This is a genomic window from Streptomyces sp. NPDC005374 (genome assembly GCF_042872225.1).
Lineage (GTDB): Bacteria > Actinomycetota > Actinomycetes > Streptomycetales > Streptomycetaceae > Streptomyces.
This window is the reverse complement of record NZ_JBIAKA010000018.1, coordinates 49,025-74,118: the sequence shown is the minus strand read 5'-3', so window position 1 is coordinate 74,118 and position 25,094 is coordinate 49,025. Positions and strand designations below refer to the sequence as shown.

Genomic DNA, 25,094 nt, shown 5'->3' with positions numbered 1-25,094 from the left:
GGCGGCGGGCCTTCGGGCTGTCGCTTGCCCAGTGTCGCTCAGTCCTTCGTGAGTGCGGTCGTACTACTACCAAGAGTACGTGTGTCGGCGCCCGTCGGTTCCCGTCGGGCCACCGCCTCACGCTCACGGGTCTCACCGAAGAGCATCCGCCGGATGTCGGCCCGGGTCTGCCGGACGGTCTCGCGGGCGGAGGCGATCGCGGCCCGGCTGATCCGGCCCACGCTGCGGGCGGCCTCGGCGACGGGACGCAGCACCAGGTCCCGGACCATGTGCCCGACGGGGGTCAGCACAGTGAGGTACACCCAGCGCACCGGCTCGACGAAGATCCACCGGAAGAGGGTCCCGAGGAACCGTCCGACGGCGAGCGAGATGTACCCGGCGATCCGCCAGGCGTGCCCGAGGGCACCCCAGACCTCCCGGCCGACGACGACGAGCACGCGTCCGACGGGGGCGAGGACCCAGCGCCACAGGGCGACGGCGGGCAGCACGAGCAGGATCCGGGCGACCCAGTACAGGGCCACACCGACACCCCGCACCATCATCCCCACCAGCCATGCAAGCCCCCCGGCACACCACACGACCGCGCGCCAGACCGGCGTCAGGACCCAGCGCCACAGGGCGACCGCGGGCAGCACGAGCAGGATCCGGGCGACCCAGTACAGGGCCACACCGACACCCCGCACCATCATCCCCACCAGCCACGCAAGCCCCCCGGCACACCACACGACCGCACGCCAGACCGGCGTGAAGATCCAGGCGAGCACCGCGCCGGTGCCCTTGAGGAGCCACACGATCCCGTGCCCGAGCGGGGTGAGCACACGCGCGTACAGCCACCCCGCCCCGGCCCCGACGCCCCGCACGGCCCACGCCAGCCCGGCCCCGATGCCTCGCACGGTCCAGACGAGGCCGTGTCCGACCGGCATCAGCACATAGCGGTACAGCCACACCAGGGGGGCGAGGACGAGCACTTTGCCGAGCCACCCGATCGCCTTGGCGAGGGGCACGACGACATACCGCCACAGGGCCGCGCACGGCCAGACGACCAGCGCGCGCCACAGCGGCCGCAGCACGCTGTCGCGCAGGAACCGCCCGATCACGACGAGCGCGTCCCACGCCACCCGTACGGGTACGACCAGTACGAGCACGACGATGCGTACGGGGATGCGGATCGCGACGGTCAGGCACCCCTCCGGCGAGCGCGCCGGCGGCGCGGGCTGCTTCTCCAGGTCCATAACGACGTAGACGCCTCAGTTCCCCGTACGGATCCAGTACCGCAGCTTTCCGCCGCGCCGGTCCTCGAATTCTCCGCCATTGGCCTCGATCACCTTACGAGAAGCCGTGTTGGTGGTGTCGCACGTGACCAGCGCACGGCCGATGCCCGGTTGACGGCAGACCGGCAGGGCGGCCCGGAGCATGTACGGGCTGAGCCGGTGCCGTACCGAGAGGCTGCCGAGGTAGGTGTCGTCCTGGTGGTACCAGAGGTTCGTCATCGGCACCCAGTCCGGCCGACGCGGCCGTTCCGTCTCCGCGAGCAGCATGTCCACGGCCGGGTACCGGCCCTCCTCGACGAACCGGACGTCGGGCGAGGTCAGCTGCGGCATCGCCCGATCATGACGGGACCGGGAACTGCCACCCACCGGATGTGCCCGCGGCCGGGTCCGAGGAGCATCGGAGGGCGGTTGCAGCGATCGGCGACCGTGACGCTCGCGCCCCGGCCCGGGCGTTCCGCCTCCCAACACGCCCCCGGCGAACACGTGTCGGGGACGGTGATCCGGAAGTACCCGGCCGTCATAGCGGGCCCGTTATGGGACCTCGACCGAACCCCGTGCACTATGTCCCCATGATTACGCTTACGAAGGAAGACGGCCCCGCCGACCTGGACGGCGTGACCCATCTGTCCATAGGGGCCTCCTGGGACCCCACCGCGGGCGCCAGCGGCGGGGTGATCGGCAAGCTCCGCCGGAAGAGCGGCACGGACCTCGACCTGATCGCCATCGCCATGCACGACGGCGACCCGGTACGCCTGGCGGGCCTGGACTCGCTCGACCCCATCGGCAACGGCTCCCTGCTGCACAGCGGCGACAACCAGACCGGTCACGGCGACGGCGACGACGAGACGGTCACCGTCGAGTTCGCGAAGCTCCCGCCGCACATCACGTCGGTCGTCTTCGTCGCCGCCGCCTACAAGAAGGGCAGCTCCTTCCAGAAGGCCCGCAACATCAGCTTCAAGGTCTACGACGCCACCGGCGGCAGCTCGCAGCAGGTCGCCGACATCTGGCCGAGCATGCTCACCACGGACAACGGCTGCGCCGTGGCCAAGGCGGTCCGCGTGGGCAGTACCTGGAAGCTCGAGGTCATCAATGTGACAGGCAAGATCAAGCAGGGCGACCAACTGGCCCTGATGCGCTTCGCCGTGAGCAAGTAGAGAGTCAGGGGGAGGGCCGCGTCCGGGGTCTTCCCCCTCACCCCCTCATGACCGCTTTCAGTCCCGGTTCCCGCAGGCCGACGACCTCACGAAGCGGGGCGTAGGCACTGCCGGCGCCGGCGACGCCGTCACGCCTTCACCCTTTCTCCATGATTCATTAGACCGTCCTACTTACTTGACGGCGCGTTCTCCATGGACAGGCGCGTTGCCGAGGGGCACCGGGCTCACTCTCGCTCTGAGGCCCGGAACGTCTCCGGCCCGCCACCTGCAAGAGGAGCATGCCTGTGAGTCCTCGACAAACATCGTCTCTGCTCGGTCCAGTGGCCCGGTCGAGATTCCAGAAGGCCGGGATGCTGGCCTCCCTCGCTCTGGTCCTGACGACCGGCGTGGTCTCGCCCACGGCGGCGGCGGCCACCGCTGTGGAGGCCGGCAAGTCGGCCGCCACCCAGCAGGGGGGCAACGGCTGCCACCCCCACAAGCCGAGGACGACCACGGCATCGCCCGCCACCAACGACAAGGACAAGTGCAAGGGCGCGACCGGGGCGACCGGCCCGAAGGGCGCCACAGGCGCGACGGGCGCCACAGGCGCGAAGGGTGCGACCGGGGCAACCGGTCCGACGGGTGCGACGGGCGCGACCGGAGCGACGGGCGCAACCGGAGCGGACGGAACCCCCGGTGCAACGGGCGCAACCGGTCCGACGGGCGCGACCGGGGCGACGGGTGCCATCGGCCCGTGCGCCGATATCGACGCCACCCAGGACAGCAACAACTACGAGCTGCGGGCCGCGCTGACCCCGCCGGTCATGAGTGGCCCGAACAGGTCCTACGCGGGTATTCGTGACCTCACGGGGAACACCCCCGGGCCCTTCCTGTGGACCGACCTCACCATGCACCCCCACTACCCGCAGAACGCCTGCGGGATCTCCATCGTCCAGCACGCCCAGGGCATGCAGGCCGAAGGGGACGTGAGGATCGACGTCATGACCACCACAGGGGAGGTCTACGAGACCCAGTGCGCGGTGGTCACCAGTAACCGCACCCTGAACTGCGCCAACAACGACTGGACCCTCGTCAACAAGCAACCGGCGCCCAACCTCGTGAACGACGGGACCACCGTCCCGTAAGACGGATCACCGGGAGCAAGGGGTGTCCCGCGAGGTCGTCACGACCACCGGACACCCCTTGCCGCGTCTACCGCGGAACTCTGCGTTCCAGCAGACTCACCGTCATCCCCGTCACCGACCTGCTCCGGGACACCGTGTACCGCCACTGCAGAGCACTCGCCTGCGCGGGAGCGATGGCGCCGAAGGGAAAGCCCGTCCCCTGCGTCAGCAGCCAGATGCGCGGCTCGCCCTTGAGGCACCGGTCCGGGACGGAGCACTCGACCGCGTACAGGTCGTCGATCCCGGCCGGGGTTTTCGCCAGGAAGACATCGCGCAACCCGAGACCGCGCGGCAGGTAGTACTGCACTCCGCCGTCGAGCTTCCAGGTGTCGGCACGGTCGTACACGACGGCGTCCCCCGGGCGATGGAACCGCTTGATCACGTCTGCCGCCGCCGCGTAGTCGAGGGGCACCGGGACGTCGTGCTCGAACGGCTGCCGCATCTGCCGCTGGTCCGGCAGCGTCAGCACGGTCAGCGCCACGACCAGGGCCCCGGCCACCTTCCAGGAACGCGCGGCCGAGGCGAGCCCCGCGCCTGCGAGGAGGGCCCAGGCCGGGAGGGTGAAGAGCACGTAGACACTACGGAAGTAGGAGATCTCGCCGTGGGAGGCGGTCCAGAGGAGGACGGGAGGCAGCACCGCCCACGCTCCGCACAGCAACAGCGAGGCCCTGCTCGGCGCGCGGGCCAGCAGGGCCAGGGCGATCAGGGCTCCGCCGCACAGGGCGGAGGCGAAGAGACCCTGGGCGAGGGAGAGAAGTGCCCAGCCGTCGGGCGACGGCACCCAGTACAGCTGGCGTCGGGCCTGGGACCTGCCGAGCAGGGCGAGCGGGGCGACACACCCGGCGACCGCGGTCAGCGCCAGGGATGCCTTCCACCACAGGGAGTGATCCCGCCGCGCATGAGCCGCGAGCAGGCAGGCATGGGCGAGTACGACGGACAGCGCGATCAGGTGGAGGAGTCCGGTCAGGACCAGTGCGAGCGCGTAGCCGGTCCATCGCCAGGGGCCGCGCGGCCGGTCCAGCGCCCGCAGCAGCAGGAGCGTGGCGAGGGCGACCACGAGGATCACCAGAGCGTAGCTGCGGGCCTCCTGACCATAGCGGCTCACCGCCGGGGAGATCGCGAAGAGGAACCCGGCCAGAATTCCGGCCCGATATCCGAAGAGCCGTTCCCCGATCAGAGCCACGACGGCCGCAGCTGCCGCCACTGCCAATACCGACGGCAGCCGCAGTGAAACAACGGAATCCCCGAACAGTGCCACCCAACCGTGCATCAGCAGGTAATACGTGCCGTGTACGGCGTCGACGTTTCCCAGCGTGGCCACGATTCGCCCTGAATCCCGGCCCACCATGTCCCAGGTGACCAGTTCGTCGCGCCCCAGCAGGGAGTCGGTCATTCCGTAGCAGCCCAGGGCGAGGGTGACTGTGCACGGCCACAGCCACAGCATCGAGCGGCGCCACGCGGACTCGGCCGGGACGGCGGGCCGGGATTCTTCGCGAGCAGAGGAGGGCTGCGCGATGATTACCATAAGAATATCTCCGGTCCGGCGGATGGAACTCTCCACTTATACATCCCGACCCACTGGCACCCGCTTGAACAGCCTTCCAGGGGTCGATAAATTCACCAGTCGCCCCCTTTTGCCGGAGAAAAGGAAAAGCCATGAAAACGGTCTGCCTTAATATGATCGTCAAGAACGAGGCGCACGTGATCCGGCGCTGCCTCGATTCCGTACGCTCCCTCGTCGACACCTGGGTGATCCTCGACACCGGCTCGACCGACGGGACTCAGGACATCATCCGCGAGACCCTCGCCGACCTGCCCGGAACGCTGTACGAGAGCCCCTGGAACGGCTTCGACCTGAGTCGCACGGAGGCGATCGAGCGGGCGGCAGAGAGCGCGCACTACCTCTTGTTCATCGACGCCGACGACGTGATGGAGACCGACCCCGGCTTCACCATGCCGGACCTGAGCCACGACTGCTACGACATCGCGGTGCACCACGGCCCTGTGGTCCACTGGCGCCCGACGATGGTGTCGACCCGGCTCTCCTGGCGGTACGTCGGCGTACTGCACGAACACCTGGAGTGCGCGGACGAGTTCGACCGGGCACCGCTCGAAGGCGTACGCATGGTCATCATGGGCGGCGGCGGGCGGTTGCAGGGCAGCGAACGCAAGAAGTACCTGCGCGACGCCGCGATCCTCAAGGACGGCCTCGCCAAGGAACCGGACAACGCCCGCTACGCCTTCTACCTCGCCCAGAGCTGGCGTGACGCCGGCGAACCGGCGAAGGCCCTCGCCGCCTACGACCGGCGCGCGGCCATGGACGGTTTCGTCGAGGAGGCGTTCTGCTCCCGCCTCTACGCCGCCCGCCTGGCCCAGACACTGAAGCGCCGTACGCCCGAGGTCATGGCCCGCTTCCTGGACGCCCACGAGTACCGGCCCACCCGGGCCGAACCGCTCGGGGAACTCGCCCATATGTGCCGCGTACGGGGAGAACGCTGGCCGCTCGCCTATCTGTTCGCACGGCGCGCGGCGGAGATCCCGCAGCCCGACGACATCCTCTTCGTCGAGCAGCGCTGGTACGACTGGCAGGTCCTGGACGAGCTGGCAGTGGCGGCGTACTGGATGGGCGCGTACCGAGAATCACTGGAGGCCTGCGAGCAACTCCTGGACGGCGGAAAACTGCCCGACGCCCATCGCGAACGGGTCACCGCCAACCGGGACTTCGCCCGCACCAGGCTGGCCGTCGGCGCACCCCGCCCCGAGCCGGTATGAACCGGAGTGAAACAGAGCCCGGCGGATCACGGTCAGCGCACCGGGGCCGGCCGGCTCGGCCTCGACATCACCACGCCCGACGGGCAGTCCCCGCCCAGGGCCACTGACCGCGACCCGGCTCCGTCCGGTTGGTCCGAGGGGACCGGATCACGGTGGACGTACCGTCAGTCCTCCAGTCGGACCGGCATCAGGATCGAGAAAGTACCTTCGTCGTCGGGTCGACGGATCGCGATCGGCGCCGTGGGGGCGCCGATCTCCAGAATCAGTCGGTCCCGGGCTCCGGCGTCCAGGGCGTCCAGCAGGAACGCACGGTTGACTGCGACGCGGTTCGGGTCGTCGTGACCGTCAGCGCGGAGGGTGACAGCGCCACCGCCCTCCACGCCGAGCACACTCAGGTCATGCGCTCCGGCCTCGCCGGAACGGACAGGACCGGTCGCCAGGGCCTTCAGGAAGGCCGCCACATCTACGACCGTGCGGCGCCCGCCGGCGGGCAGGAGACGACGGTAGTCGGGGAAGTCGTGGTCGAGGCACTGACCGGCCGCCTGTCCGTCCCCCGCCTCCAGAGTCACGCGGTCACCCTCGACCGAGAACCGCGCGGGCCCCCCGCTGTCCAACAGCGCCCGCATCGCATCGGCGAGCGCAGTGCCCACGATGACCTGCACCCGGCTCCCGTCGTACCCGGCGACACCGGCCCGCGCGACAGCCATGCGGTACCGGTCGGTGGCCACGACGTGGAGGCTCTCGCCCTCGACGTCGAACAGGACCCCGCCGAGCATCGGCAGCTCGGGGTCGGTGCTCACCGCGAATCGGACCGCGTCCAGCGCGGCAGCGAGCTCCGGTGCGGCGATGGACAGCCGGACGGTGGCGGTACGGAGCGAGGTCATGGCGTTCTCCCGGTGATCGAGCAGGGCACGGAGCGCGGAGAACTCACTGCGGGCGTCGGACAGCCCCTGTTCAAGCCGGCGCAGGTGCGACGCGAGCAGTTCCCGCACCAGACCGGTGTCCACGCCGGACCAACTGGCCAGCACCAGCCGGATGTCCGCCAACGGCATCCCGGCGCGACGCAACCGGGCCAGCAGCCGGGCCTCCTCCAACTGCTCCTGCTCGTACCAGCGATATCCGCTCACCGGATCCACCCAGGCCGGAACCAGCACACCGGCACGGTCGTAGAACCGCAGGGCGCTCACCCCGAGGCCGCTGTCACGGGCCGTCTCCCCAATGCTGCGCATGTCGTTCTCCACACCCGGCACCCTGCCCCCTGAACAAGGTCGAGGGTCAACCCACACCGCTCAACCCCGCCCAACACCCCTGTACCTCAGTGCACATGCCAACTGGCAGCCGCCCCCGCGTGCTTCACCCTCAACGGCAACAACGCCTTGCCGGTCGGCCCGATCTGGATGTAGGTGTCCATCTGCGGACGCGGTCCGAACCGCAACCGCTCAAGCCTGTCGCCGAGAGAGCGACAGTCGGCGTCGCTCGCGGTCGACGTCGATGACGACAACCGTCAACTGATCGCCGACCTGTACGACATCCTCCGGCGCCGCCACAGGGATCGAGTTCAGCTCGGACAGATGCACCATGCCCTCGATGCCGTCGGCGAGCTCCAGGAAGACACCGAACGGGACCAGTTTCGTCACTCGCCCGCTCAGCCTTTGTCCCACCACGACGCCGTCGACGAACACCAGGAAGGGGTCCGGCTGCATCGCCCGCAGCGACAGCCTGGCCTCCCCGTTCCATGTGTCGAACTGCAAGAACTCACACGACACCCGCTGCCCGACCTCGACGACATCGGACGCCGCCTCGAAACGACGCCAGGACAACTCGGGATACGTGATGAAGCCGACGCCGGGATACACCGGATGCTCGGGACCCTCATCCAGCACCACGAAGACACCGAACCGCTCGATCGCCGCCACCGTGCCGGACAGGAGCTCACCATGGCGAAGCCGCTTGAGGAACTCCCAGAGCTCTGGGTTCTCCGTCGCCGCCATCGACAGCCGCACCCGGCTCGCGTCGAGATCAACCGCGGTTACCTCGCCGGAGACCCTCTGCCCGACCACGGCAACGTCGGAGAAGCGCCGACGCCAGGACCCGTCCAACGACCCCACCGTCCCTAGCGGCCGGTCGGTGAAGTCGTCCAGGAGCACCGACATCTCGGACCGAGAAACCGAAGCGACCTGCCCACGGCACACGTCACCGACACGGACCTCCGCCAGAAACCGCCGGACGTCATGCCCAACCGACGCATCCCTCATGCCGCCAAGACTCTCACGGAGAGATCTCTACACCCACTCCACCTCAGACGAAATGGTTGCGCTCCCCCGGGAACGGCACGTCTGGGCCAGGCTTGGCTATGAGGCGTCGGCGTAGGCGAGGTGGGTGCCGCAGACGGTGCAGCGGAAGAGCATGGCGCTTGCGCCCTGCCCCAGGTGAGTCAGGAAACCCTCCAGCTGCGATGCGTCGTGCCACCCGCCCATCCGCAGGTCGGTCCGAAGCTGGTCGAGTGCCTCAGGGTGGGCGGCGAGTTCGGTGTGTCCGACCTCCCCGACGAAGGCAGCCGCGTCTTCACAGTGGACGAGCCAATGCGGGTCCTGCCAGGCATGGAATCCAGGAGTGCGGCGGGTGACATGCTCCAGGATCTCCCCGCTGACCCCGGCGAGCCCATACGAGTCGGTGAACTCGCCCTCAAATCGTGCAGCGGCACTGCCGTCGGCGATGCACCAGGGACAGAACTGCCCGTCGACGTCCTGGGCCGTGTAGAAGCTCGCGGTGTAGATCCACCCGGTACTGCGCTCGCAACAGACGCAGGTTTCGGTGCCCTCGCGGATGGAGCCGCTCACAACAGGATCAGGGTGATAGCGGAATACGGGCAGGGCGGCGCTCATCAGCGAGCCTTCCTGTGCCAGGAGGTGACCGTCTTGACGCGGGTGGCCTGCGCGTGGGTGGGCCCGCCTGTGAATCTCAGACCCACTCCACCTCAGAAACGATGTCCAACGAAGCCCCCGGCCCCGGCAGAGGCGTCCGGAGGGGCGCCGGCGGCGCCGACGGACGAGGCAGTGAGACGCCGACCGCGGACAGTGCAGCCGTCACCTCGTGATCACCAGCCCCCGCCAGCGCCTCAACCACCCGATCGAGCGCCTCGCTCACCTCAGTGCGAGTGACCACTCGAAGCCGGCGCCGACCCCGCGTTCTTGACCGTCAGAGGCAGCAGCTTCTTCCCGGTCGGCCCGATCTGGATGGAGGTGTCCATCTGCGGACACACCCCGCAGTCGAAGCAAGGCGTCCACCGGCAGTCCTCGACCTCCGTCTCGTCGAGGGCGTCCTGCCAGTCCTCCCAGAGCCAGTCCTTGTCCAACCCCGAGTCCAGGTGGTCCCAGGGGAGGACCTCCTCGTAGGTCTTCTCGCGGGTCGTGTACCAGTCGACGTCCACGCCGAAGGACGGCAGCGTCTTGTCGGCGCAGGCCATCCAGCGGTCGTAGGAGAAGTGTTCGCGCCAGCCGTCGAAGCGGCCGCCGTCCTCGTAGACGGCGCGGATGACGGCGCCGATGCGTCGGTCGCCCCGGGAGAGGAGGCCTTCCACGATGCCGGGCTTGCCGTCGTGGTAGCGGAAGCCGATCGAGCGGCCGTACTTCTTGTCGCCGCGGATCTTGTCGCGGAGCTTCTGCAGGCGCGCGTCCGTCTCCTCGGCGGAGAGCTGCGGGGCCCACTGGAAGGGCGTGTGGGGCTTGGGGACGAAGCCGCCGATCGAGACCGTGCAGCGGATGTCGTTCTGGCCTGAGGCCTTGCGGCCCTCGGCGATGACCTTCGTCGCCATGTCGGCGATCTGCAGGACGTCCTCGTCGGTCTCCGTCGGCAGGCCGCACATGAAGTACAGCTTCACCTGGCGCCAGCCGTTGCCGTAGGCGGTGGAGACCGTGCGGATGAGGTCGTCCTCCGAGACCATCTTGTTGATGACCTTGCGCATGCGCTCCGAGCCGCCCTCGGGGGCGAAGGTCAGGCCGGAGCGGCGGCCGTTGCGGGTCAGTTCGTTCGCCAGGTCGACGTTGAAGGCGTCGACGCGGGTGGAGGGGAGGGACAGGCCGATCTTGTCCTCTTCGTACCTGTCGGCCAGGCCCTTCGCGATGTCGCCGATCTCCGAGTGGTCCGCCGAGGAGAGCGAGAGAAGACCCACCTCCTCGAAGCCGGTCGCCTTCAGACCCTTCTCCACCATGTCGCCGATGCCCGTGATCGAGCGTTCGCGGACCGGGCGGGTGATCATGCCTGCCTGGCAGAAGCGGCAGCCGCGGGTGCAGCCGCGGAAGATCTCGACCGACATCCGCTCGTGGACGGTCTCGGCCAGCGGGACGAGGGGCTGCTTGGGGTAGGGCCACTCGTCCAGGTCCATGACTGTGTGCTTGGACACGCGCCACGGGACGCCCGACCTGTTGGGGACCACGCGCGCGATACGGCCGTCGGGGAGGTACTCGACGTCGTAGAACGCCGGGATGTACACCGAGCCCGTCTTCGCGAGGCGGAGGAGTACCTCCTCGCGGCCGCCCGGCCGGCCCTCGGCCTTCCAGTCGCGGATGATCTTCGTCATGTCGAGGACGGCCTGCTCGCCGTCGCCGATGATCGCGGCGTCGATGAAGTCGGCGATCGGCTCGGGGTTGAAGGCCGCGTGGCCGCCGGCCAGCACGATCGGGTCGTCCAGCCCCCGCTCGCGGGACTCCAGGGGGATGCCCGCCAGGTCCAGCGCCGTCAGCATGTTCGTGTAGCCCAGCTCCGTGGAGAAGGACAGGCCGAACACGTCGAAGGCGCCGACAGGGCGGTGGCTGTCCACCGTGAACTGCGGGACGTCGTGCTCCCGCATCAACGCCTCGAGGTCCGGCCACACGCTGTACGTGCGCTCGGCGAGGACGCCCTCCTGCTCGTTCAGGACCTCGTAGAGGATCATGACGCCCTGGTTGGGCAGACCCACCTCGTAGGCGTCCGGGTACATCAGTGCCCAGCGGACGTCGCAGGACTCCCACGGCTTGACGGTGGAGTTGAGCTCTCCGCCGACGTACTGGATCGGCTTCTGCACATGCGGGAGCAGAGCTTCGAGCTGCGGGAACACAGACTCCGCGGCCGCAGCGACTTCGGCAGGCATCTCGCACACCTTCGTGGGCTGGACTGAACTGACAGGGATGACCACCCAGCCTAACGCGGCGACGGCCACCCCCCGAACGCCCGGAAGGTCAGAGGGCCCGCACCCCGTCCCTGATCCCGTCCCAGAAGCCCGGCAGCTCGGTCTCCACGGCCGTCGCCCGCTGCTCCTCGCGCCCGTAGAGCAGCCCGTACGTGAAGGCGCTCTCGCCCGACGCGTGGGCGACCGCGGACAGCTCGCGCAGGGTCTGGCGGGCCATGACGCTGTCCTGGTGCTCGCCCAGGAGGTTCTGCAGCGCCTTCATGGACTTGACGAGGTCCTTGGCCGGTTTGCCGAGGGCGGGGTGGGCCGTCTCCGCCGCGTACCGGGTGCGCTTGGTCTTCTTGCGGGCCTCGTGGATCGCGATGTCCCGGTCGCTGCCGGGGTCCAGCTCCAGCGCCTGCTCGACGAGCCCGGTGACCTTCCCGAAGTCCTTCTTCACGGCCTTGGCGAGCACCGCCTCGGGCTTCTTCCCGGCCGCCTTCAGCAGCGGCGGGTCGGCGATGAGCGCGTCCAGGGTGTCGAGCAGGGTGAGGTAGCGGTGGGAGTCCAGGACGCCGATCAGCCGCGCGCTCGCCCCGCCGGGCCGGTCGCCGGCCCACACGGCCAGCCGCTCGGCGATGGCTCCCGACACCAGTGCCGTGGGCACCTCGTCGAGGGCGCCCTGCAGGCGGGCGGTCAGCACCTCGCGGTCCCGGTCCACGCCCAGCTCACCGGCCAGCCACTTCAGTTCGTCGCCGATCGGGTCGGTGACGGTCCGGTCGAGGACCTTGCCGTAGGACTTGAAGGTGCTGCGCATCCGGCGGGTGGCGACGCGCATGCTGTGCACGGAGTCCTCGGCGTCCTGGCGGACGGCCGGGTCGAGCTCGACGATCGCGTCCCGCTGGGTCCGGACGTACGCGAGGACGTGGTCGCCCGCGGTCACGGGGGCCCCGGGGACGGGGCTCTTCTTTTTGGGGGCCGTCTCCGCCAGGGCGCGGGCCAGTTTCGAGGACGACGTGGACGGCCGTACGCCCGCCTTGCGCAGCCGCTTCTCCACCTTGTCGAGGAAGGCCGGGTCGCCGCCGTCGGCGAGTTCGACCTCGATCTCGGTCCACTGGGCGTCGCCGATGCCGCCGCTGAGCCGTTCGGCGTGCACGGCGTCCACGCTGACCTCGGCGAGCAGCCGTGCCTCCGGGTCGAGGAGATCGCGTACGTCACGGTCCGAACGCAGCCGGATCACGGGCACCAGTTCGGCCTCCCGGACCCTGGAGCGGACCAGAGCGGCGAGCTCGTCGGGGAGGGTGTCGGAGAGCGGGGCCTGGATCTCGTCGCGTACACCGGGAGCGACGGGGAATTTCAGGTGCCAGCCGGCGTCGGATCCGCCGGTGCGACGGCGCAGGGTGATCGAGGACGCGACGAGGCGTTCGTCGGCGGTGTCGTAATAGGTGGCGTCCAGATGCGCCACGCCCTTGTCCACGACTGCCGCGACCCCGGCGACTCCCGTCAGGTCGGGCAGGCCGCTCTCGTCGGACTCGTACTTCCGCTCGATCTCCCGCTTGGTGTCCGCCATGATTCGAATCTAGTTGCCGGGCGGCAGTTACGGCAGGGGGCCACCGCCACCCGGCTCATCACCAGGCTCATCCGGGCCCGTCACCCGGCTCGTCCGCTCTACGCCGACATCGGCCGCTGCACCCTGATCGACTGCAGCAGTCCGACCGCCACCCAGACGGCGAACATCGACGATCCTCCGTACGACACGAACGGCAGCGGCAGTCCGGTGACCGGCATGATCCCGAGGGTCATACCGATGTTCTCGAAGGCCTGGAAGGCGAACCACGCGACGATGCCGGCGGCGACGATCGTGCCGTACAGCTCGGTCGTCTCGCGGGCGATCCGGCAGGCCCGCCACAGGACGACCCCGAGCAGGACGATGATCAGGCCCGCGCCGACGAAGCCCAGTTCCTCACCGGCGACGGTGTAGACGAAGTCGGTCTGCTGTTCCGGCACGAACTGGCCCGTGGTCTGCGAACCGTGGAAGAGGCCCGCACCCGTCAGTCCGCCCGAACCGATGGCGATCCGGGCCTGGTTGGTGTTGTAGCCGACGCCCGCCGGGTCGAGGCTGGGGTTGGCGAAGGCGGCGAAGCGGGCGATCTGGTACTCGTCCAGGATGTGCAGCTGCCAGACCGCGATCGCGCCGGTCGCGCCCGCGGCGAGCAGGCCGAAGACCCAGCGGTTGGAGGCGCCGGAGGCGAGCAGCACGCCGAGCACGATGATGACCATGACCATGACCGACCCGAGGTCGGGCATGAGCATCACGATGAGCATGGGTACGGCGGCGAGGCCGAGCGCCTGGAGCACGGTGCGGTGGTCGGGGTAGGGCTTGTCGCCCGCGTCGACCCGGGCGGAGAGCAGCATCGCCATGCCCAGGATGATCGTGATCTTCACGAACTCGGAGGGCTGGAGCGAGAAGCCGCCGCCGAGCACGATCCAGGAGTGGGCGCCGTTGACCGTGGAGCCCAGCGGGGTGAGCACCATCAGGAGCAGGAGGACCGAGGCGCCGTAGAGCAGGGGCACGGCGGTGCGCAGGGTGCGGTGGCCGACCCACACCACGCCGATCATCAGGGCGAACCCGATGCCGGTGTTCATGAGGTGGCGGAGCAGGAAGTAGTACGGATCGCCCTGGTTGATCTCGGTGCGGTTGCGGGTGGCCGAGAAGACCAGGACCGAGCCGATCATGGACAGGGCGAGGGCCGAGAACAGTATCGGCCAGTCCAGCCGGCGGGCGAGCGAGTCGCGGGCCAGCAGCCGGGTCCAGCCCGCGCGCGCGGGGCCGTAGCCGGAGACCTGGAAGCTGTTCGCCCCGGTCATGTGAGCATCCTCCGGCTTCCCCGCCTGCGGCGGCGCCTGCGTGTGTCACGGTTGCCCGGGGTCGCCGTGTTCACGGTCGCCCCCGGCTGCGTCTCGTCCGGCTCGGGCGCGCCCTGCTGGCTGACCCGCTGGTCCTTGGCCGGGTCCTTGGAGACCTTCGGGGACTTGATGGTCCCGTCCGTCTGGATCTTCGGCAGGCTCTTCTCGGGGGTGGGGAGCAGCGCGTTCTTCTTGTCGATGGTGCCGTCGTCGGAGACGCCGTACAGGGCGTTGTAGATACCGCGCACGGCCTCACCGGAGGCGCCGGAGCCGGTACCGGCCTGGGCGATCGTCATGATGACCGTGTAGTCCTTGGAGTACGTGGCCAGCCATGACGTGGTCTGCTTGCCGTAGACCTCGGCGGTACCGGTCTTGGCGTGCAGCGGGATCTTGTCCTGCGGCCAGCCACCGAACTTCCAGGCGGCCGTACCCCGGGTGACGACTCCTTCAAGGGCTGCGTCCATCCCCTTGAGGGCGGCCTGGCCGATCGGCAGTTTGCCGACGGCCTTGGGCTTGATTTCCTGGACGGTCTTGCCGTCGGCGCTGACGATCGCCTTGCCGATGGTCGGCTCGTACAGGGTGCCGCCGTTGGCGAGCGCCCCGTAGATCTTGGCCTCCTGGATCGGGGTGACGAGGGTGTCGCCCTGGCCGATGGAGTAGTTGATCGAGTCGCCCTCGCGCATCTTGTTGCCTTCGAGGCAGTTCTCGTACGCGATCTTCTCGACGTAGGAGCCGTCCTTCTTGCCGGTCCTGCACCAGGAGTCCTTGTTGGCCTTCCAGTACGACTCCTTCCACTGGCGGTCGGGGACGCGGCCGGTGACCTCGTTGGGGAGGTCGATGCCGGTCTCCTTGCCGAGGCCGAACTGGTGGGCGGCCTTGTAGAAGTAGTCCTTGGGCTCACCCTTCTTGGGGTTGATGCCGCCGTCCTTCTTCCACTCCCGGTCGGCGAGGCCGTAGAAGACGGTGTCGCAGGAGACCTCCAGGGCACGGCCGAGGGAGATGGGGCCGAAGCTCTCGCCCTCGAAGTTCTTGAAGACCTGGCCGCCCACCGAGTACGAACTGGTGCAGGGGTAGCCGCCGTCCCACTCGTAGCCGGCCTCGACGGCGGCGGCCGTGGAGACGACCTTGAACGTCGAACCGGGCGCGGACTGGCCCTGTATGGCCCTGTTGAGCAGCGGGTAGTCGGAGTTCTTGCCGGTGAGCTTCTTGTAGTCCTTGGCGGAGATGCCGCCGACCCAGACATTCGGGTCGTAGGTCGGTGCGGACGCCATGGCGACGACCCGGCCGGTCTTGGCCTCCATCACGACCACGGCACCCGAGTCGGCCTTGTAGTTCTCGCCGGTGATCTTGTCGAACTGCGTGCGGGCGATCTTCATCGCGTCGTTCAGTTCGTACTCCGCGACGCGCTGGACGCGGGCGTCGATGCTGGTGACGAGGTTGGCGCCGGGTTGGGCCTCGTCGGCCTCGGCCTCGCCGATGACGCGGCCGAGGTTGTCGACCTCGTAGCGGGTGACGCCGGCCTTGCCGCGCAGTTCCTTGTCGTACTGGCGCTCCAGGCCGGAGCGGCCGACCTGGTCGGAGCGCAGGTAGGGCGAGTCGGTGTCCTGGGCCTTGGTGATCTCGTCGTCGGTGACGGGCGAGAGGTAGCCGAGGACCTGGGCGGTGTTGGACTTTCCGGGGGCCGCGTAGCGGCGGACGGCCTCGGGTTCGGCGGTGATGCCGGGGAAGTCCTCGGCGCGCTCGCGGATCTGCAGGGCCTGCTTGGCGGTGGCCTCGTCGGTGATGGGGATCGGCTGGTAGGGCGAGCCGTTCCAGCAGGGCTGGGGTGTCTTCGCGTCGCACAGCCGGACCTTCTGGGTGACCTCCGCGGTGGTCATGCCGAGGACCTTGGCCAGCTTGGTGAGGACGGCCTTGCCGTCGTCCCTCATCTTCAGCAGGTCGGTGCGGGAGGCGGAGACCACCAGCCGGGTCTCGTTGTCGGCGAGCGGCACTCCGCGGGCGTCCAGGATCGAGCCGCGTACGGCGGGTTCGACGACCTGCTGGACGTGGTTGCCGGACGCCTCCTTGGCGTATTCGTCGCCCTCGCGGATCTGGAGGTACCACAGGCGTCCGCCGAGGGTGCCGAGGAGGGACAGCACGAGGATCTGGATGACGACGAGTCGGATCTGGACCCGTGGGGTCCGTCCGGTCTCGGGGATGTTGGTCACTGCGGTTGCCGCCCCCTCTCAGTGCGCCGACGTGTGTGCGCGTACGAATGATGAACGGCTGACCTGTGAAGCCGCGTTCCGCCCCGGCAAACCCGTTCGAGTGAACTCGTCGACCCTCACAGCCACTTCGCCCGACCTCACAGCCGCTTGACCCCCTTGATGCGTCCCACCCGGGTCGTCCGGGTCCGTGCCTTGGTCTTCAGGGTGCCCAGGCCGCCGCGCTGACCGCCGATCTTCAGGCCGGTGCCAGAGGAGAGCCAACCGGAGGAGATGTCCGCCGACTTGGCCGCGGAGCCGGTGTCGGCCAGCGGGTCGTTCTCGGCGCGGCGGGCGAGCGCCATGATGCCGGGGACGACGAACGGGGCGAGCAGCAGGTCGTACAGGGCGGCCGTGAACAGCAGGCTGGGGAGGCCGACATGGCGGGCGGCGGTGTCGCCGACGAGGGCTCCGACACCGGCGTACAGCAGGGTGGTGCCGACGGCGGCGGCGACCACGACGACCATGGGTCCGGTGGCCGACTTGAGTCTGCCGTTCTCCGGTTTGGCGAGGCCGGCGAGGTAGCCGATGACGCACAGCACCAGGGCGTAGCGGCCCGCGGCGTGGTCGGCGGGCGGGGCGAGGTCGGCGAGGAGGCCGGCGCCGAAGCCGACGAGGGAGCCGCCGACATGGCCGTAGACCAGGGCGAGGCCGAGGACGGTGAGGAGCAGCAGGTCGGGGACGGCGCCCGGGAGGTGGAGGCGGGCGAGGACGCTCACCTGGAGCACCAGGGCGACGACGATCAGGGCCGACGAGAGCAGGATCCGGTTGACGCGCATCAGGTACAGCTCCTACTGCTGGATCTCGCCGTCGACCGGCGCGTTCGCGGACGGGGTGACGGTGACCGTCACCGTGGGCGTGGGCGTCGGCTTGGGTTTGGCGGGGAGCACCGTGTCGCGCGGGTCCTTCTTGGGTGCCTCTACGACGACGCCGACGATGTCGAGCTTGGTGAAGCTGACGTACGGCGTGACGTAGAGGGTGCGGGTGAGGTCGCCGCCGGAGGGGTCGACGCGGGAGACCACGCCGACCGGAACGCCGGGGACGAAGGGCTTGTCGGCCTGCGAGCCGAAGGTGACCAGGCGGTCGCCCTTCTTCACGTCGGCCTTGCCGTTGAGGAGTTCGACGCGCAGCGGGCGGTCGCCCTGTCCGGAGGCGAAGCCGAGTTCGTCGGTGGCCTCCATGCGGGTGCCGACGGTGAAGTCGGGGTCGTTGGCGAGGAGCACGGTGGCGGTGTTCGGGCCGACCGTCGTCACCCGCCCGACCAGGCCGTCGCCGTTGAGGACGGTCATGTCGCGCTGGATGCCGTCGTTGGCGCCGACGTCGATGGTGATGGTCCAGGAGAAGCCCTGGGCCGCTCCTATGGCGATGACCTCGGCGCCCTTGATGCCGTACTGGCCCTCACCGGCGACCTTGATCATCTTGTTGAGCTGTTTGAGGCGGCTGGCGTTGCGGTCGTCGCTGCCGAGCCTCGCCTTGAGGGCCGCGTTCTCCGTCTGCAGCGCGGCGAGCCGGTCGTGCCGGTCGCCGGAGTCGCGGATCGCCGACACGGCGTTGCCGACCGGGTCGACCGCGGCCGACACTCCGTTCTCGATCGGGCCGAACACGGTGGCCGCGCCCTGGCGGGCACCGTCGACAGGTGAGTCCTCCCCACCGCGGATATCGACTGTGATCAGCGCGAATGCGACGGCGATCAACAGCACCAGGAGCAGCCGGCTCTCTCGTGTGTCCCTCACGTGCGGCGGCCGTGCCTTCCTCAAGAGAGTTTTTGTGGCAACAGAGTTCTTTGTGACAACAGAGTCTTTTGCGGAGCTTATGCCTCTATATCAACGATCCGCCGTACGAGAGGAGATCATCTCGTACGGCGGAATCGAAGAGTTACGTCATCTGCGGGGCTGGGCGTCGAGCACCTGCTGAAGTGCCTCGAACTCCTCGACGCACTTGCCGGAGCCGAGCGCCACGCTGTCCAGCGGGTCCTCGGCGATGTGGATCGGCATGCCGGTCTCCCGGCGCAGCCGCTCGTCGAGGCCGCGCAGCAGGGCGCCGCCGCCGGTGAGCACGATGCCGCGGTCCATGATGTCGCCGGAGAGCTCCGGCGGGCACTTGTCGAGGGTCGTCTTGACGGCGTCGACGATGGCGTTGACGGGTTCCTCGATCGCCTTGCGGACTTCGGCGGCCGAGATGACGACGGTCTTGGGCAGTCCGGAGACGAGGTCCCGGCCGCGGATTTCGGTGTGTTCGTCAGCGTCGAGGTCGTACGCCGAACCGATCGTGATCTTGATCTGTTCCGCCGTCCGCTCACCCAGCAGAAGGGAGTACTCCTTCTTGATGTGCTGGATGATCGCGTTGTCCAGCTCGTCGCCCGCGACCCGGATGGACTGGGCGGTGACGATGCCGCCGAGGGAGATGACCGCGACCTCCGTGGTGCCGCCGCCGATGTCCACCACCATGTTGCCCGTGGCCTCGTGGACCGGCAGGCCGGAGCCGATGGCCGCGGCCATGGGCTCCTCGATGATGTGCACCTGGCGGGCGCCGGCCTGGGACGACGCCTCGATGACGGCGCGGCGCTCGACGCCGGTGATGCCCGAGGGGACACACACGACGACGCGCGGCCTCGCGAGATACCGCCGCTTGTGGATCTTCAGGATGAAGTAGCGGAGCATCCGCTCGGTGATCTCGAAGTCGGCGATCACGCCGTCCTTCAGCGGGCGCACGGCAACGATGTTGCCGGGGGTCCGCCCGATCATCTTCTTCGCTTCGGCGCCGACCGCGAGGATGCCACCGGTGTTGGTGTTGATCGCGACGACGGACGGCTCGTTGAGTACGATCCCGCGACCCCTGACGTACACCAGCGTGTTGGCGGTCCCGAGGTCGACAGCCATGTCACGGCCGATGAACGACATTGAGTTCCCCATCAGGATTCGTGTGGCCTTCCCTGGGAGCTTTTGAGGGCTTTTCAGGTCGGCGAAGTGGGTGCGGTGACGTGAAGGCTTCCATCGTAGACGCGCCTGCACGAACACTGCGCGAGGGTCTTCGCCATTGTCAGCAGATCAAACGCGGCCCCGCTTGTGGAGACGGTCCATAGGGGGCACCCGTTCCCCCGATCGGCGCGCATATGCCGAGGGACGGCCGAAAACATCCGGCCGCCCCAGGTCAGGAGAGGGATCGGGCTGACGCCTCATCAGAAACGTCCACGAAAACTCCCTAAGACCCCTCTTCGAACCCGGTCAGCCCACCCCGCCCGGGAAGAAGATCTTCATCTCGCGCTCCGCCGACTCGACGGAGTCGCTCGCGTGGATGAGGTTCTCGCGGACGATCACGCCGAAGTCGCCGCGGATGGAGCCGGGCGCGGCGGCGATCGGGTCGGTCGGGCCGGCCAGCGCCCGCACGCCCTCGATGACCCGCTCCCCCTCGACGACCAGCGCGACGACCGGACCGGAGGCCATGAACTCCACCAGCGGCTCGTAGAAGGGCTTGCCCTTGTGCTCGCCGTAGTGCTGCTCCAGGGTCTCCTGGTCCAGGGTGCGCAGCTCCAGCGCGATGATCGACCAGCCCGCCTTGCGCTCGATGCGGCTGATGATCTCGCCGGTCAGGCCACGACGGACGGCGTCGGGCTTGAGGAGGACGAGGGTGCGCTGGCTCACGAGGGGCTCCTTGCCTGCTGACATGTGCGGTGAAACGAGGTTACAGGGCGTGTCGGTGCGCCGGTTACGCAGCGTCAGGTGTAGGGGAGTCCGCCTGGGCGGCGAATCTCGCCTTCGCCTCGTCGATCTTCCGGCCGTAGTGCACGGACGCCCACCACAGGGCGGCGAAGACCGCCCCCATGAAGAACATGGTCGGCACGACGAAGCCGGAGACGATCAGGGCGAGCTGCAGCGCCCAGCCGAGGGCGATACCGCCGGGCCGGGTCACCACCCCGCACAGCGCGAGGCACAGGAACATGGCGATACCGCTGACCGTCCACACCGTGGAGCCGGCCAGATCGGGGTCCTTCATCGCGACCAGTCCGGCGAAGCCGATGACGAAGAACTCGCCGATCAGCGTCGAGGCACAGAGCGTACGCATGACCCGGCTCAGCCCCTTCCCAGCAGCAGCCGGGCCTCGCCGACCGTGATGACCGACCCGGTGACGAGCACCCCGCCGCCCGCGAACTCGCCGTCCTCCTCGGCCAGCGTGATCGCCTCCTCCAGGGCGTCCGGCAGCCGCGGCTCGACCTGGACGCGGTCCTCGCCGAACACCTCGACGGCGATCGCGGCCAGCTCGTCGGCGTCCATCGCCCGATGGCTGGAGTTCTGGGTGATCACGACCTCGGCGAAGATCGGCTCGAAGGCCTCGAGGAGCCCCCGCACGTTCTTGTCGCCGCTCGCGCCCACCACACCGATCAGCCGGCTGAACTCGAAGGCCTCGCCGACCGCCTCCGCGGTGGCGCGGGCGCCCGCCGGGTTGTGCGCGGCGTCCAGGACGACGGACGGGGAGCGTCGTACGACTTCGAGACGGCCCGGGGAGGAGACGGCGGCGAAGGCCTTGCGGACGGTGTCGATGTCCAGCCGCTCCGGGCGCTGGGCGCCGACGCCGAAGAACGCCTCGACGGCCGCGAGCGCCACGACCGCGTTGTGCGCCTGGTAGGGACCGTGCAGCGGCAGGTACACCTCTTCGTACTCACCGCCGAGACCGCGCAGCGTCAGCAACTGCCCGCCGACGGCGACCTGCCGGGACACGATCCCGAACTCCAGGCCCTCGCGCGCGACCGTGGCATCCACCTCGACGGCCTTCTTCAGCAGCACCTGCGCCGCGTCCACCGGCTGCTGGGCCAGGATCACGGTCGCGTCCTGCTTGATGATCCCGGCCTTCTCGACGGCGATCGCGCCGGGCGTCTCACCGAGCCGGTCGGTGTGGTCCAGGTCGATGGGGGTGACCACGGCGACATCGCCGTCGATCACGTTGGTGGCGTCCCAGGAGCCGCCCATCCCCACTTCCACGACGGCCACGTCGACGGGAGCGTCCGCGAAGGCGGCGTACGCCATCCCGGTCAGCACCTCGAAGAACGACAGCCGGTACTCCTGCTGGGCGTCGACCATCCCGATGTACGGCTTGATGTCCTCGTACGTCTCGATGAACCGCTCGGCGGAGATCGGGGCGCCGTCCAGGCTGATGCGCTCGGTGATCGACTGGACGTGGGGGCTGGTGTACCGGCCCGTGCGCAGCTCGAAGGCGCCGAGGAGGGCCTCGATCATGCGGGCGGTGGAGGTCTTGCCGTTGGTCCCCGTGATGTGGATCGAGGGGTACGACCGCTGCGGCTCGCCCAGCAGGTCCATCAGCGCGGCGATCCTGCTGACCGAGGGCTCCAGCTTGGTCTCGCCCCAGCGAGTGGCGAGCTCCGCCTCGACCTCGCGCAGGGCCTTGTCGACCTCGGGGTCCTCGGGGCGTCCGGGCACGTCGGCCTCCGGCGGGCCGCCCTGGGTGCGCAGGGTGCGGCTGCCGGCCTCGATGACCGCGAGGTCGGGGTCGCGGTCGGTCTCGGCGGCGACGATTTCGTCGAAGGGGTCGGTCTCACTCACGGGGCCCAGTCTACGGACGCGGACTGACAGAGTGCCTTCGGAGTGGGGTGGCTGGGCTTCGGGGGGCGGCTGCGGCCGGTGGGGGCTGGTCGCGCCCACGCGGCGGAGCCGCAAATTGACACAGCCCCGCGCCCCTAGGTAGGCGTGGGCCCCGGAGTCCAGACGACCCCGGGGCCCACAAAGCCTTACGCCTGAGGCAAGCCGTCCAGCTGGGCCTTGATCCTCTCGATGTCCTCGTCCGCCTTCGCCAGGCGGCCGCGGATCTTGTCCACGACGTTGTCCGGGGCCTTCGCCAGGAAGGCCTCGTTGCCGAGCTTGGCGTTGGCCTGGGACTTCTCCTTCTCGGCCGCCGCCAGGTCCTTCGCGAGGCGCTTGCGCTCGGCGGCGACGTCGATCGTGCCGGAGAGGTCGAGGGCGACCGTGGCACCGGCGACCGGGAGGGTCGCCGTGGCCGAGAAGGCGTCGCCCTCCGGCTGGAGGCGCAGAAGCTGGCGGATGGCCGGCTCGTGCGGGGCGAGCGCGGTGCCGTCCAGCTCCAGGCGGGCGGGGACCTTCTGACCGTCCTTCAGGCCCTGGTCCTTGCGGAACCGGCGCACCTCGGTGACGACCCGCTGGACCAGCGCGATCTCGTCCTCGGCGTCCTTGTCGCGGAAGCCGCTGTCGCTCGGCCACTCGCCGATGACCAGGGACTCGCCCCCGGTGAGGGTGGTCCACAGGGTGTCCGTCACGAACGGGATGACCGGGTGGAGCAGGCGAAGCGTCACGTCCAGGACCTCGCCGAGGACCCGGCCGGAGACCCGCGCCTGCTCGCCGCCCGCGAAGAACGTCGTCTTCGACAACTCGACGTACCAGTCGAAGACCTCGTCCCACGCGAAGTGGTAGAGCGCGTCGGCGAGCTTGGCGAACTGGTAGTCGTCGTAGTACGCGTCGACCTGGGCGACCGTCGAGTTGAGCCTGGAGAGGATCCAGCGGTCCGTCGCCGACATCTGCGAGGCGTCCGGCAGCGGGCCGTCGACCGTGGCGCCGTTCATGAGGGCGAAGCGGGTGGCGTTCCAGATCTTGTTGGTGAAGTTCCGGGAGGCCTTGACCCAGTCCTCGCCGATCGGCACGTCCGCGCCCGGGTTGGCGCCGTTGGCGAGGGTGAAACGGACGGCGTCGGAGCCGTACGCGTCCATCCACACCAGCGGGTCGACCGCGTTCGGGTTCGACTTGGACATCTTCTTGCCGAACTCGTCGCGGACGAGGCCGGTGAGGGCGATGGTGTGGAAGGGCGCGACGCCGTCCATGGCGTACAGGCCGAACATCATCATCCGGGCGACCCAGAAGAAGATGATGTCGTGGCCGGTGAGCAGGACATCGGTCGGATAGAACTTCCGCAGATCCTCGGTCTGTTCGGGCCAGCCGAGCGTGGAGAACGGCCACAGGCCGGACGAGAACCAGGTGTCGAGGACGTCCGGGTCCTGGGTCCATCCCTCCCCGGTCGGCGGCTGCTCGTCGGGTCCGACGCAGACGACCTCGCCGTCCGGGCCGTACCAGATCGGGATGCGGTGACCCCACCACAGCTGGCGCGAGATGCACCAGTCGTGCATGTTGTCGACCCAGTCGAAGTAGCGCTTCGACATCTCCTCGGGGTGGATCTTCACGCGGCCGTCGCGGACCGCGTCGCCGGCCTCCTTCGCGAGCGGGCCGACCTTGACCCACCACTGCATCGACAGGCGCGGCTCGACCGTGGTCTTGCAGCGCGAGCAGTGGCCGACGGAGTGCATGTAGGGGCGCTTCTCGGCGACGATGCGGCCCTGCTCCTTGAGGGCGCCGACGACGGCCGAGCGGGCCTCGAAGCGGTCCAGGCCGAGGAAGGGGCCGTGGACGGTGAGCACACCGTGCTCGTCCATGATCGTCAGGGACGGCAGGTCGTGACGCCGGCCGATCTCGAAGTCGTTCGGGTCGTGGGCCGGGGTCACCTTGACCGCGCCGGTGCCGAACTCGGGGTCGACGTGGGTGTCGGCGACGACCGGGATGGTGCGGTCGGTGAGCGGGAGCTTGATCTGCTTGCCGATGAGGTGCTTGTACCGCTCGTCGTCGGGGTGGACGGCGACGGCCGTGTCGCCGAGCATCGTCTCCGCGCGCGTGGTCGCGACGACGAGGCTGTCCTCGCCCTCGCCGTAGCGGATGGAGACCAACTCGCCCGCGTCCTCCTGGTATTCCACCTCGATGTCCGAGATGGCCGTCAGACAGCGCGGGCACCAGTTGATGATGCGCTCGGCGCGGTAGATCAACTCGTCGTCGTAGAGCCGCTTGAAGATGGTGAGGACGGCCTTGGACAGGCCCTCGTCCATGGTGAACCGCTCGCGGTCCCAGTCGACACCGTCACCGAGGCGTCGCATCTGGCCGAGGATCCGGCCGCCGTACTCCTCCTTCCACTGCCAGACGCGCTCGACGAACTCCTCGCGGCCCAGGTCGTGCCGGGACTTGCCCTCTTCGGCGAGCTGCTGCTCGACCTTGTTCTGGGTCGCGATACCGGCATGGTCCATGCCCGGCAGCCACAGCGACTCGTAGCCCTGCATGCGCTTGCGGCGCGTGAGGGCGTCCATCAGCGTGTGCTGGAAGGCGTGGCCCAGGTGCAGTGAGCCGGTGACGTTCGGCGGCGGGATGACGATGGTGTACGGAGGCTTGTCGCTCTTCGCGTCGGCGGCGAAGTAACCGCGCTCCACCCAGCGCTCGTACAGCGTCCCCTCTACCTCGGCCGGCGTGTACTGGGTCGGCAGTTCGGTGCTGGGCGCTGTGGGCTGCTGCTGAGCGTTCTCGGTCACGGGGTCAGTTTAGGGGTGTCGTGGGCCTGCCCCGAAACGCGTTTGTTCTGTAACGGTGGGGGCCCCGACGCGG

20 protein-coding genes are annotated in these 25,094 nt (G+C 69.1%); 3 read left to right on the top strand and 17 right to left on the bottom strand.

The features are described from left to right. Positions 1-38: 38 nt before the first annotated feature. Both ACFYRX_RS36420 and ACFYRX_RS36415 read right to left on the bottom strand, forming a co-directional pair. On the bottom strand, positions 39-1,232 hold the full coding sequence (locus ACFYRX_RS36420; RefSeq protein WP_389109483.1) for a hypothetical protein: 1,194 nt from the start codon (positions 1,230-1,232) through the stop codon (positions 39-41). A gap of 15 nt (positions 1,233-1,247) precedes the next feature. Then, positions 1,248-1,601: a GNAT family N-acetyltransferase gene (locus ACFYRX_RS36415; protein ID WP_389109480.1), complete on the bottom strand. Its 354-nt coding sequence runs from the start codon at positions 1,599-1,601 to the stop codon at positions 1,248-1,250. 239 nt (positions 1,602-1,840) lie between these two features. Between ACFYRX_RS36415 and ACFYRX_RS36410 the strand changes: the two genes are divergently transcribed. Beyond that, positions 1,841-2,425 (top strand): TerD family protein, encoded by a 585-nt coding sequence (locus ACFYRX_RS36410; protein WP_389109478.1) that lies wholly within the window; start codon positions 1,841-1,843, stop codon positions 2,423-2,425. A 320-nt stretch (positions 2,426-2,745) separates the two neighbouring features. Continuing rightward, positions 2,746-3,549, top strand: coding sequence for a hypothetical protein (locus ACFYRX_RS36405; protein ID WP_389109476.1), 804 nt, complete (start codon positions 2,746-2,748; stop codon positions 3,547-3,549). A gap of 67 nt (positions 3,550-3,616) precedes the next feature. Here the strand turns inward: ACFYRX_RS36405 and ACFYRX_RS36400 are convergent, their stop codons facing one another. After that, a complete protein-coding gene (locus ACFYRX_RS36400) occupies positions 3,617-5,113 on the bottom strand; it encodes a glycosyltransferase family 39 protein (RefSeq protein ID WP_389109473.1) in 1,497 nt (498 codons plus the stop codon). A gap of 152 nt (positions 5,114-5,265) precedes the next feature. Here ACFYRX_RS36400 and ACFYRX_RS36395 point away from each other — a divergent pair, with 152 nt between their 5' ends. Beyond that, a complete protein-coding gene (locus tag ACFYRX_RS36395) occupies positions 5,266-6,360 on the top strand; it encodes a glycosyltransferase (RefSeq protein WP_389109471.1) in 1,095 nt (364 codons plus the stop codon). Positions 6,361-6,524: 164 nt separating this feature from the next. Here the strand turns inward: ACFYRX_RS36395 and ACFYRX_RS36390 are convergent, their stop codons facing one another. From ACFYRX_RS36390 to ACFYRX_RS36325, 14 genes are all read right to left on the bottom strand, one after another. Next, the gene (locus ACFYRX_RS36390) at positions 6,525-7,589 is read right to left on the bottom strand and encodes a MerR family transcriptional regulator (protein ID WP_389109469.1); all 1,065 of its coding nucleotides are present in this window, start codon (positions 7,587-7,589) and stop codon (positions 6,525-6,527) included. Positions 7,590-7,799: 210 nt separating this feature from the next. After that, complete coding sequence (locus ACFYRX_RS36385; RefSeq protein ID WP_389109467.1) at positions 7,800-8,615, bottom strand: S1 RNA-binding domain-containing protein; 816 nt, start codon at positions 8,613-8,615, stop codon at positions 7,800-7,802. A gap of 96 nt (positions 8,616-8,711) precedes the next feature. Next, entirely contained in the window at positions 8,712-9,245 is a 534-nt protein-coding gene (locus ACFYRX_RS36380) for a CbrC family protein (protein ID WP_389109465.1), read from the bottom strand. A 263-nt stretch (positions 9,246-9,508) separates the two neighbouring features. Further along, the gene (locus ACFYRX_RS36375) at positions 9,509-11,488 is read right to left on the bottom strand and encodes a TIGR03960 family B12-binding radical SAM protein (RefSeq protein ID WP_389109462.1); all 1,980 of its coding nucleotides are present in this window, start codon (positions 11,486-11,488) and stop codon (positions 9,509-9,511) included. A gap of 88 nt (positions 11,489-11,576) precedes the next feature. Next, entirely contained in the window at positions 11,577-13,076 is a 1,500-nt protein-coding gene (locus tag ACFYRX_RS36370; protein WP_389109459.1) for a CHAD domain-containing protein, read from the bottom strand. Between the two features lie 98 nt (positions 13,077-13,174). Beyond that, positions 13,175-14,374, bottom strand: coding sequence for a rod shape-determining protein RodA (gene rodA / locus ACFYRX_RS36365; protein ID WP_389109456.1), 1,200 nt, complete (start codon positions 14,372-14,374; stop codon positions 13,175-13,177). Beyond that, positions 14,371-16,620, bottom strand: a complete 2,250-nt coding sequence (gene mrdA / locus ACFYRX_RS36360) for a penicillin-binding protein 2 (RefSeq protein ID WP_389109453.1) — start codon at positions 16,618-16,620, stop codon at positions 14,371-14,373. Before mrdA ends, rodA begins: the two co-directional genes overlap by 4 nt. Before the next feature lie 137 nt (positions 16,621-16,757). Beyond that, complete coding sequence (mreD, locus tag ACFYRX_RS36355) at positions 16,758-17,435, bottom strand: rod shape-determining protein MreD (RefSeq protein WP_389109450.1); 678 nt, start codon at positions 17,433-17,435, stop codon at positions 16,758-16,760. A 12-nt stretch (positions 17,436-17,447) separates the two neighbouring features. Next, positions 17,448-18,389 (bottom strand): rod shape-determining protein MreC, encoded by a 942-nt coding sequence (mreC, locus tag ACFYRX_RS36350; protein ID WP_389109447.1) that lies wholly within the window; start codon positions 18,387-18,389, stop codon positions 17,448-17,450. Positions 18,390-18,536: 147 nt separating this feature from the next. Further along, on the bottom strand, positions 18,537-19,556 hold the full coding sequence (locus ACFYRX_RS36345) for a rod shape-determining protein (protein ID WP_004931372.1): 1,020 nt from the start codon (positions 19,554-19,556) through the stop codon (positions 18,537-18,539). 324 nt (positions 19,557-19,880) lie between these two features. Beyond that, positions 19,881-20,297, bottom strand: coding sequence for a nucleoside-diphosphate kinase (gene ndk, locus ACFYRX_RS36340; protein ID WP_389109444.1), 417 nt, complete (start codon positions 20,295-20,297; stop codon positions 19,881-19,883). A gap of 64 nt (positions 20,298-20,361) precedes the next feature. Continuing rightward, on the bottom strand, positions 20,362-20,718 hold the full coding sequence (locus tag ACFYRX_RS36335) for a DUF4233 domain-containing protein (RefSeq protein WP_389109441.1): 357 nt from the start codon (positions 20,716-20,718) through the stop codon (positions 20,362-20,364). Between the two features lie 8 nt (positions 20,719-20,726). Next, the gene (locus ACFYRX_RS36330; RefSeq protein WP_389109438.1) at positions 20,727-22,211 is read right to left on the bottom strand and encodes a bifunctional folylpolyglutamate synthase/dihydrofolate synthase; all 1,485 of its coding nucleotides are present in this window, start codon (positions 22,209-22,211) and stop codon (positions 20,727-20,729) included. Positions 22,212-22,396: 185 nt separating this feature from the next. Next, positions 22,397-25,021, bottom strand: coding sequence for a valine--tRNA ligase (locus tag ACFYRX_RS36325; protein WP_389109436.1), 2,625 nt, complete (start codon positions 25,019-25,021; stop codon positions 22,397-22,399). Positions 25,022-25,094: the final 73 nt, after the last annotated feature.

What these genes read in the sequence shown, in the direction of transcription:
- ACFYRX_RS36385 (WP_389109467.1), bottom strand. Translation starts at nt 8,615, where the DNA reads ATGAGGGATGCGTCGGTTGGGCATGACGTCCGGCGGTTTCTGGCGGAG.
- ACFYRX_RS36420 (WP_389109483.1), bottom strand. Translation starts at nt 1,232, where the DNA reads ATGGACCTGGAGAAGCAGCCCGCGCCGCCGGCGCGCTCGCCGGAGGGG.
- ACFYRX_RS36395 (WP_389109471.1), top strand. Translation starts at nt 5,266, where the DNA reads ATGATCGTCAAGAACGAGGCGCACGTGATCCGGCGCTGCCTCGATTCC.
- ACFYRX_RS36400 (WP_389109473.1), bottom strand. Translation starts at nt 5,113, where the DNA reads ATGGTAATCATCGCGCAGCCCTCCTCTGCTCGCGAAGAATCCCGGCCC.
- ACFYRX_RS36335 (WP_389109441.1), bottom strand. Translation starts at nt 20,718, where the DNA reads ATGCGTACGCTCTGTGCCTCGACGCTGATCGGCGAGTTCTTCGTCATC.
- rodA (WP_389109456.1), bottom strand. Translation starts at nt 14,374, where the DNA reads ATGACCGGGGCGAACAGCTTCCAGGTCTCCGGCTACGGCCCCGCGCGC.
- ACFYRX_RS36415 (WP_389109480.1), bottom strand. Translation starts at nt 1,601, where the DNA reads ATGCCGCAGCTGACCTCGCCCGACGTCCGGTTCGTCGAGGAGGGCCGG.
- ACFYRX_RS36370 (WP_389109459.1), bottom strand. Translation starts at nt 13,076, where the DNA reads ATGGCGGACACCAAGCGGGAGATCGAGCGGAAGTACGAGTCCGACGAG.
- ACFYRX_RS36410 (WP_389109478.1), top strand. Translation starts at nt 1,841, where the DNA reads ATGATTACGCTTACGAAGGAAGACGGCCCCGCCGACCTGGACGGCGTG.
- ACFYRX_RS36380 (WP_389109465.1), bottom strand. Translation starts at nt 9,245, where the DNA reads ATGAGCGCCGCCCTGCCCGTATTCCGCTATCACCCTGATCCTGTTGTG.
- ACFYRX_RS36375 (WP_389109462.1), bottom strand. Translation starts at nt 11,488, where the DNA reads ATGCCTGCCGAAGTCGCTGCGGCCGCGGAGTCTGTGTTCCCGCAGCTC.
- ACFYRX_RS36390 (WP_389109469.1), bottom strand. Translation starts at nt 7,589, where the DNA reads ATGCGCAGCATTGGGGAGACGGCCCGTGACAGCGGCCTCGGGGTGAGC.
- ACFYRX_RS36345 (WP_004931372.1), bottom strand. Translation starts at nt 19,556, where the DNA reads ATGTCGTTCATCGGCCGTGACATGGCTGTCGACCTCGGGACCGCCAAC.
- mreD (WP_389109450.1), bottom strand. Translation starts at nt 17,435, where the DNA reads ATGCGCGTCAACCGGATCCTGCTCTCGTCGGCCCTGATCGTCGTCGCC.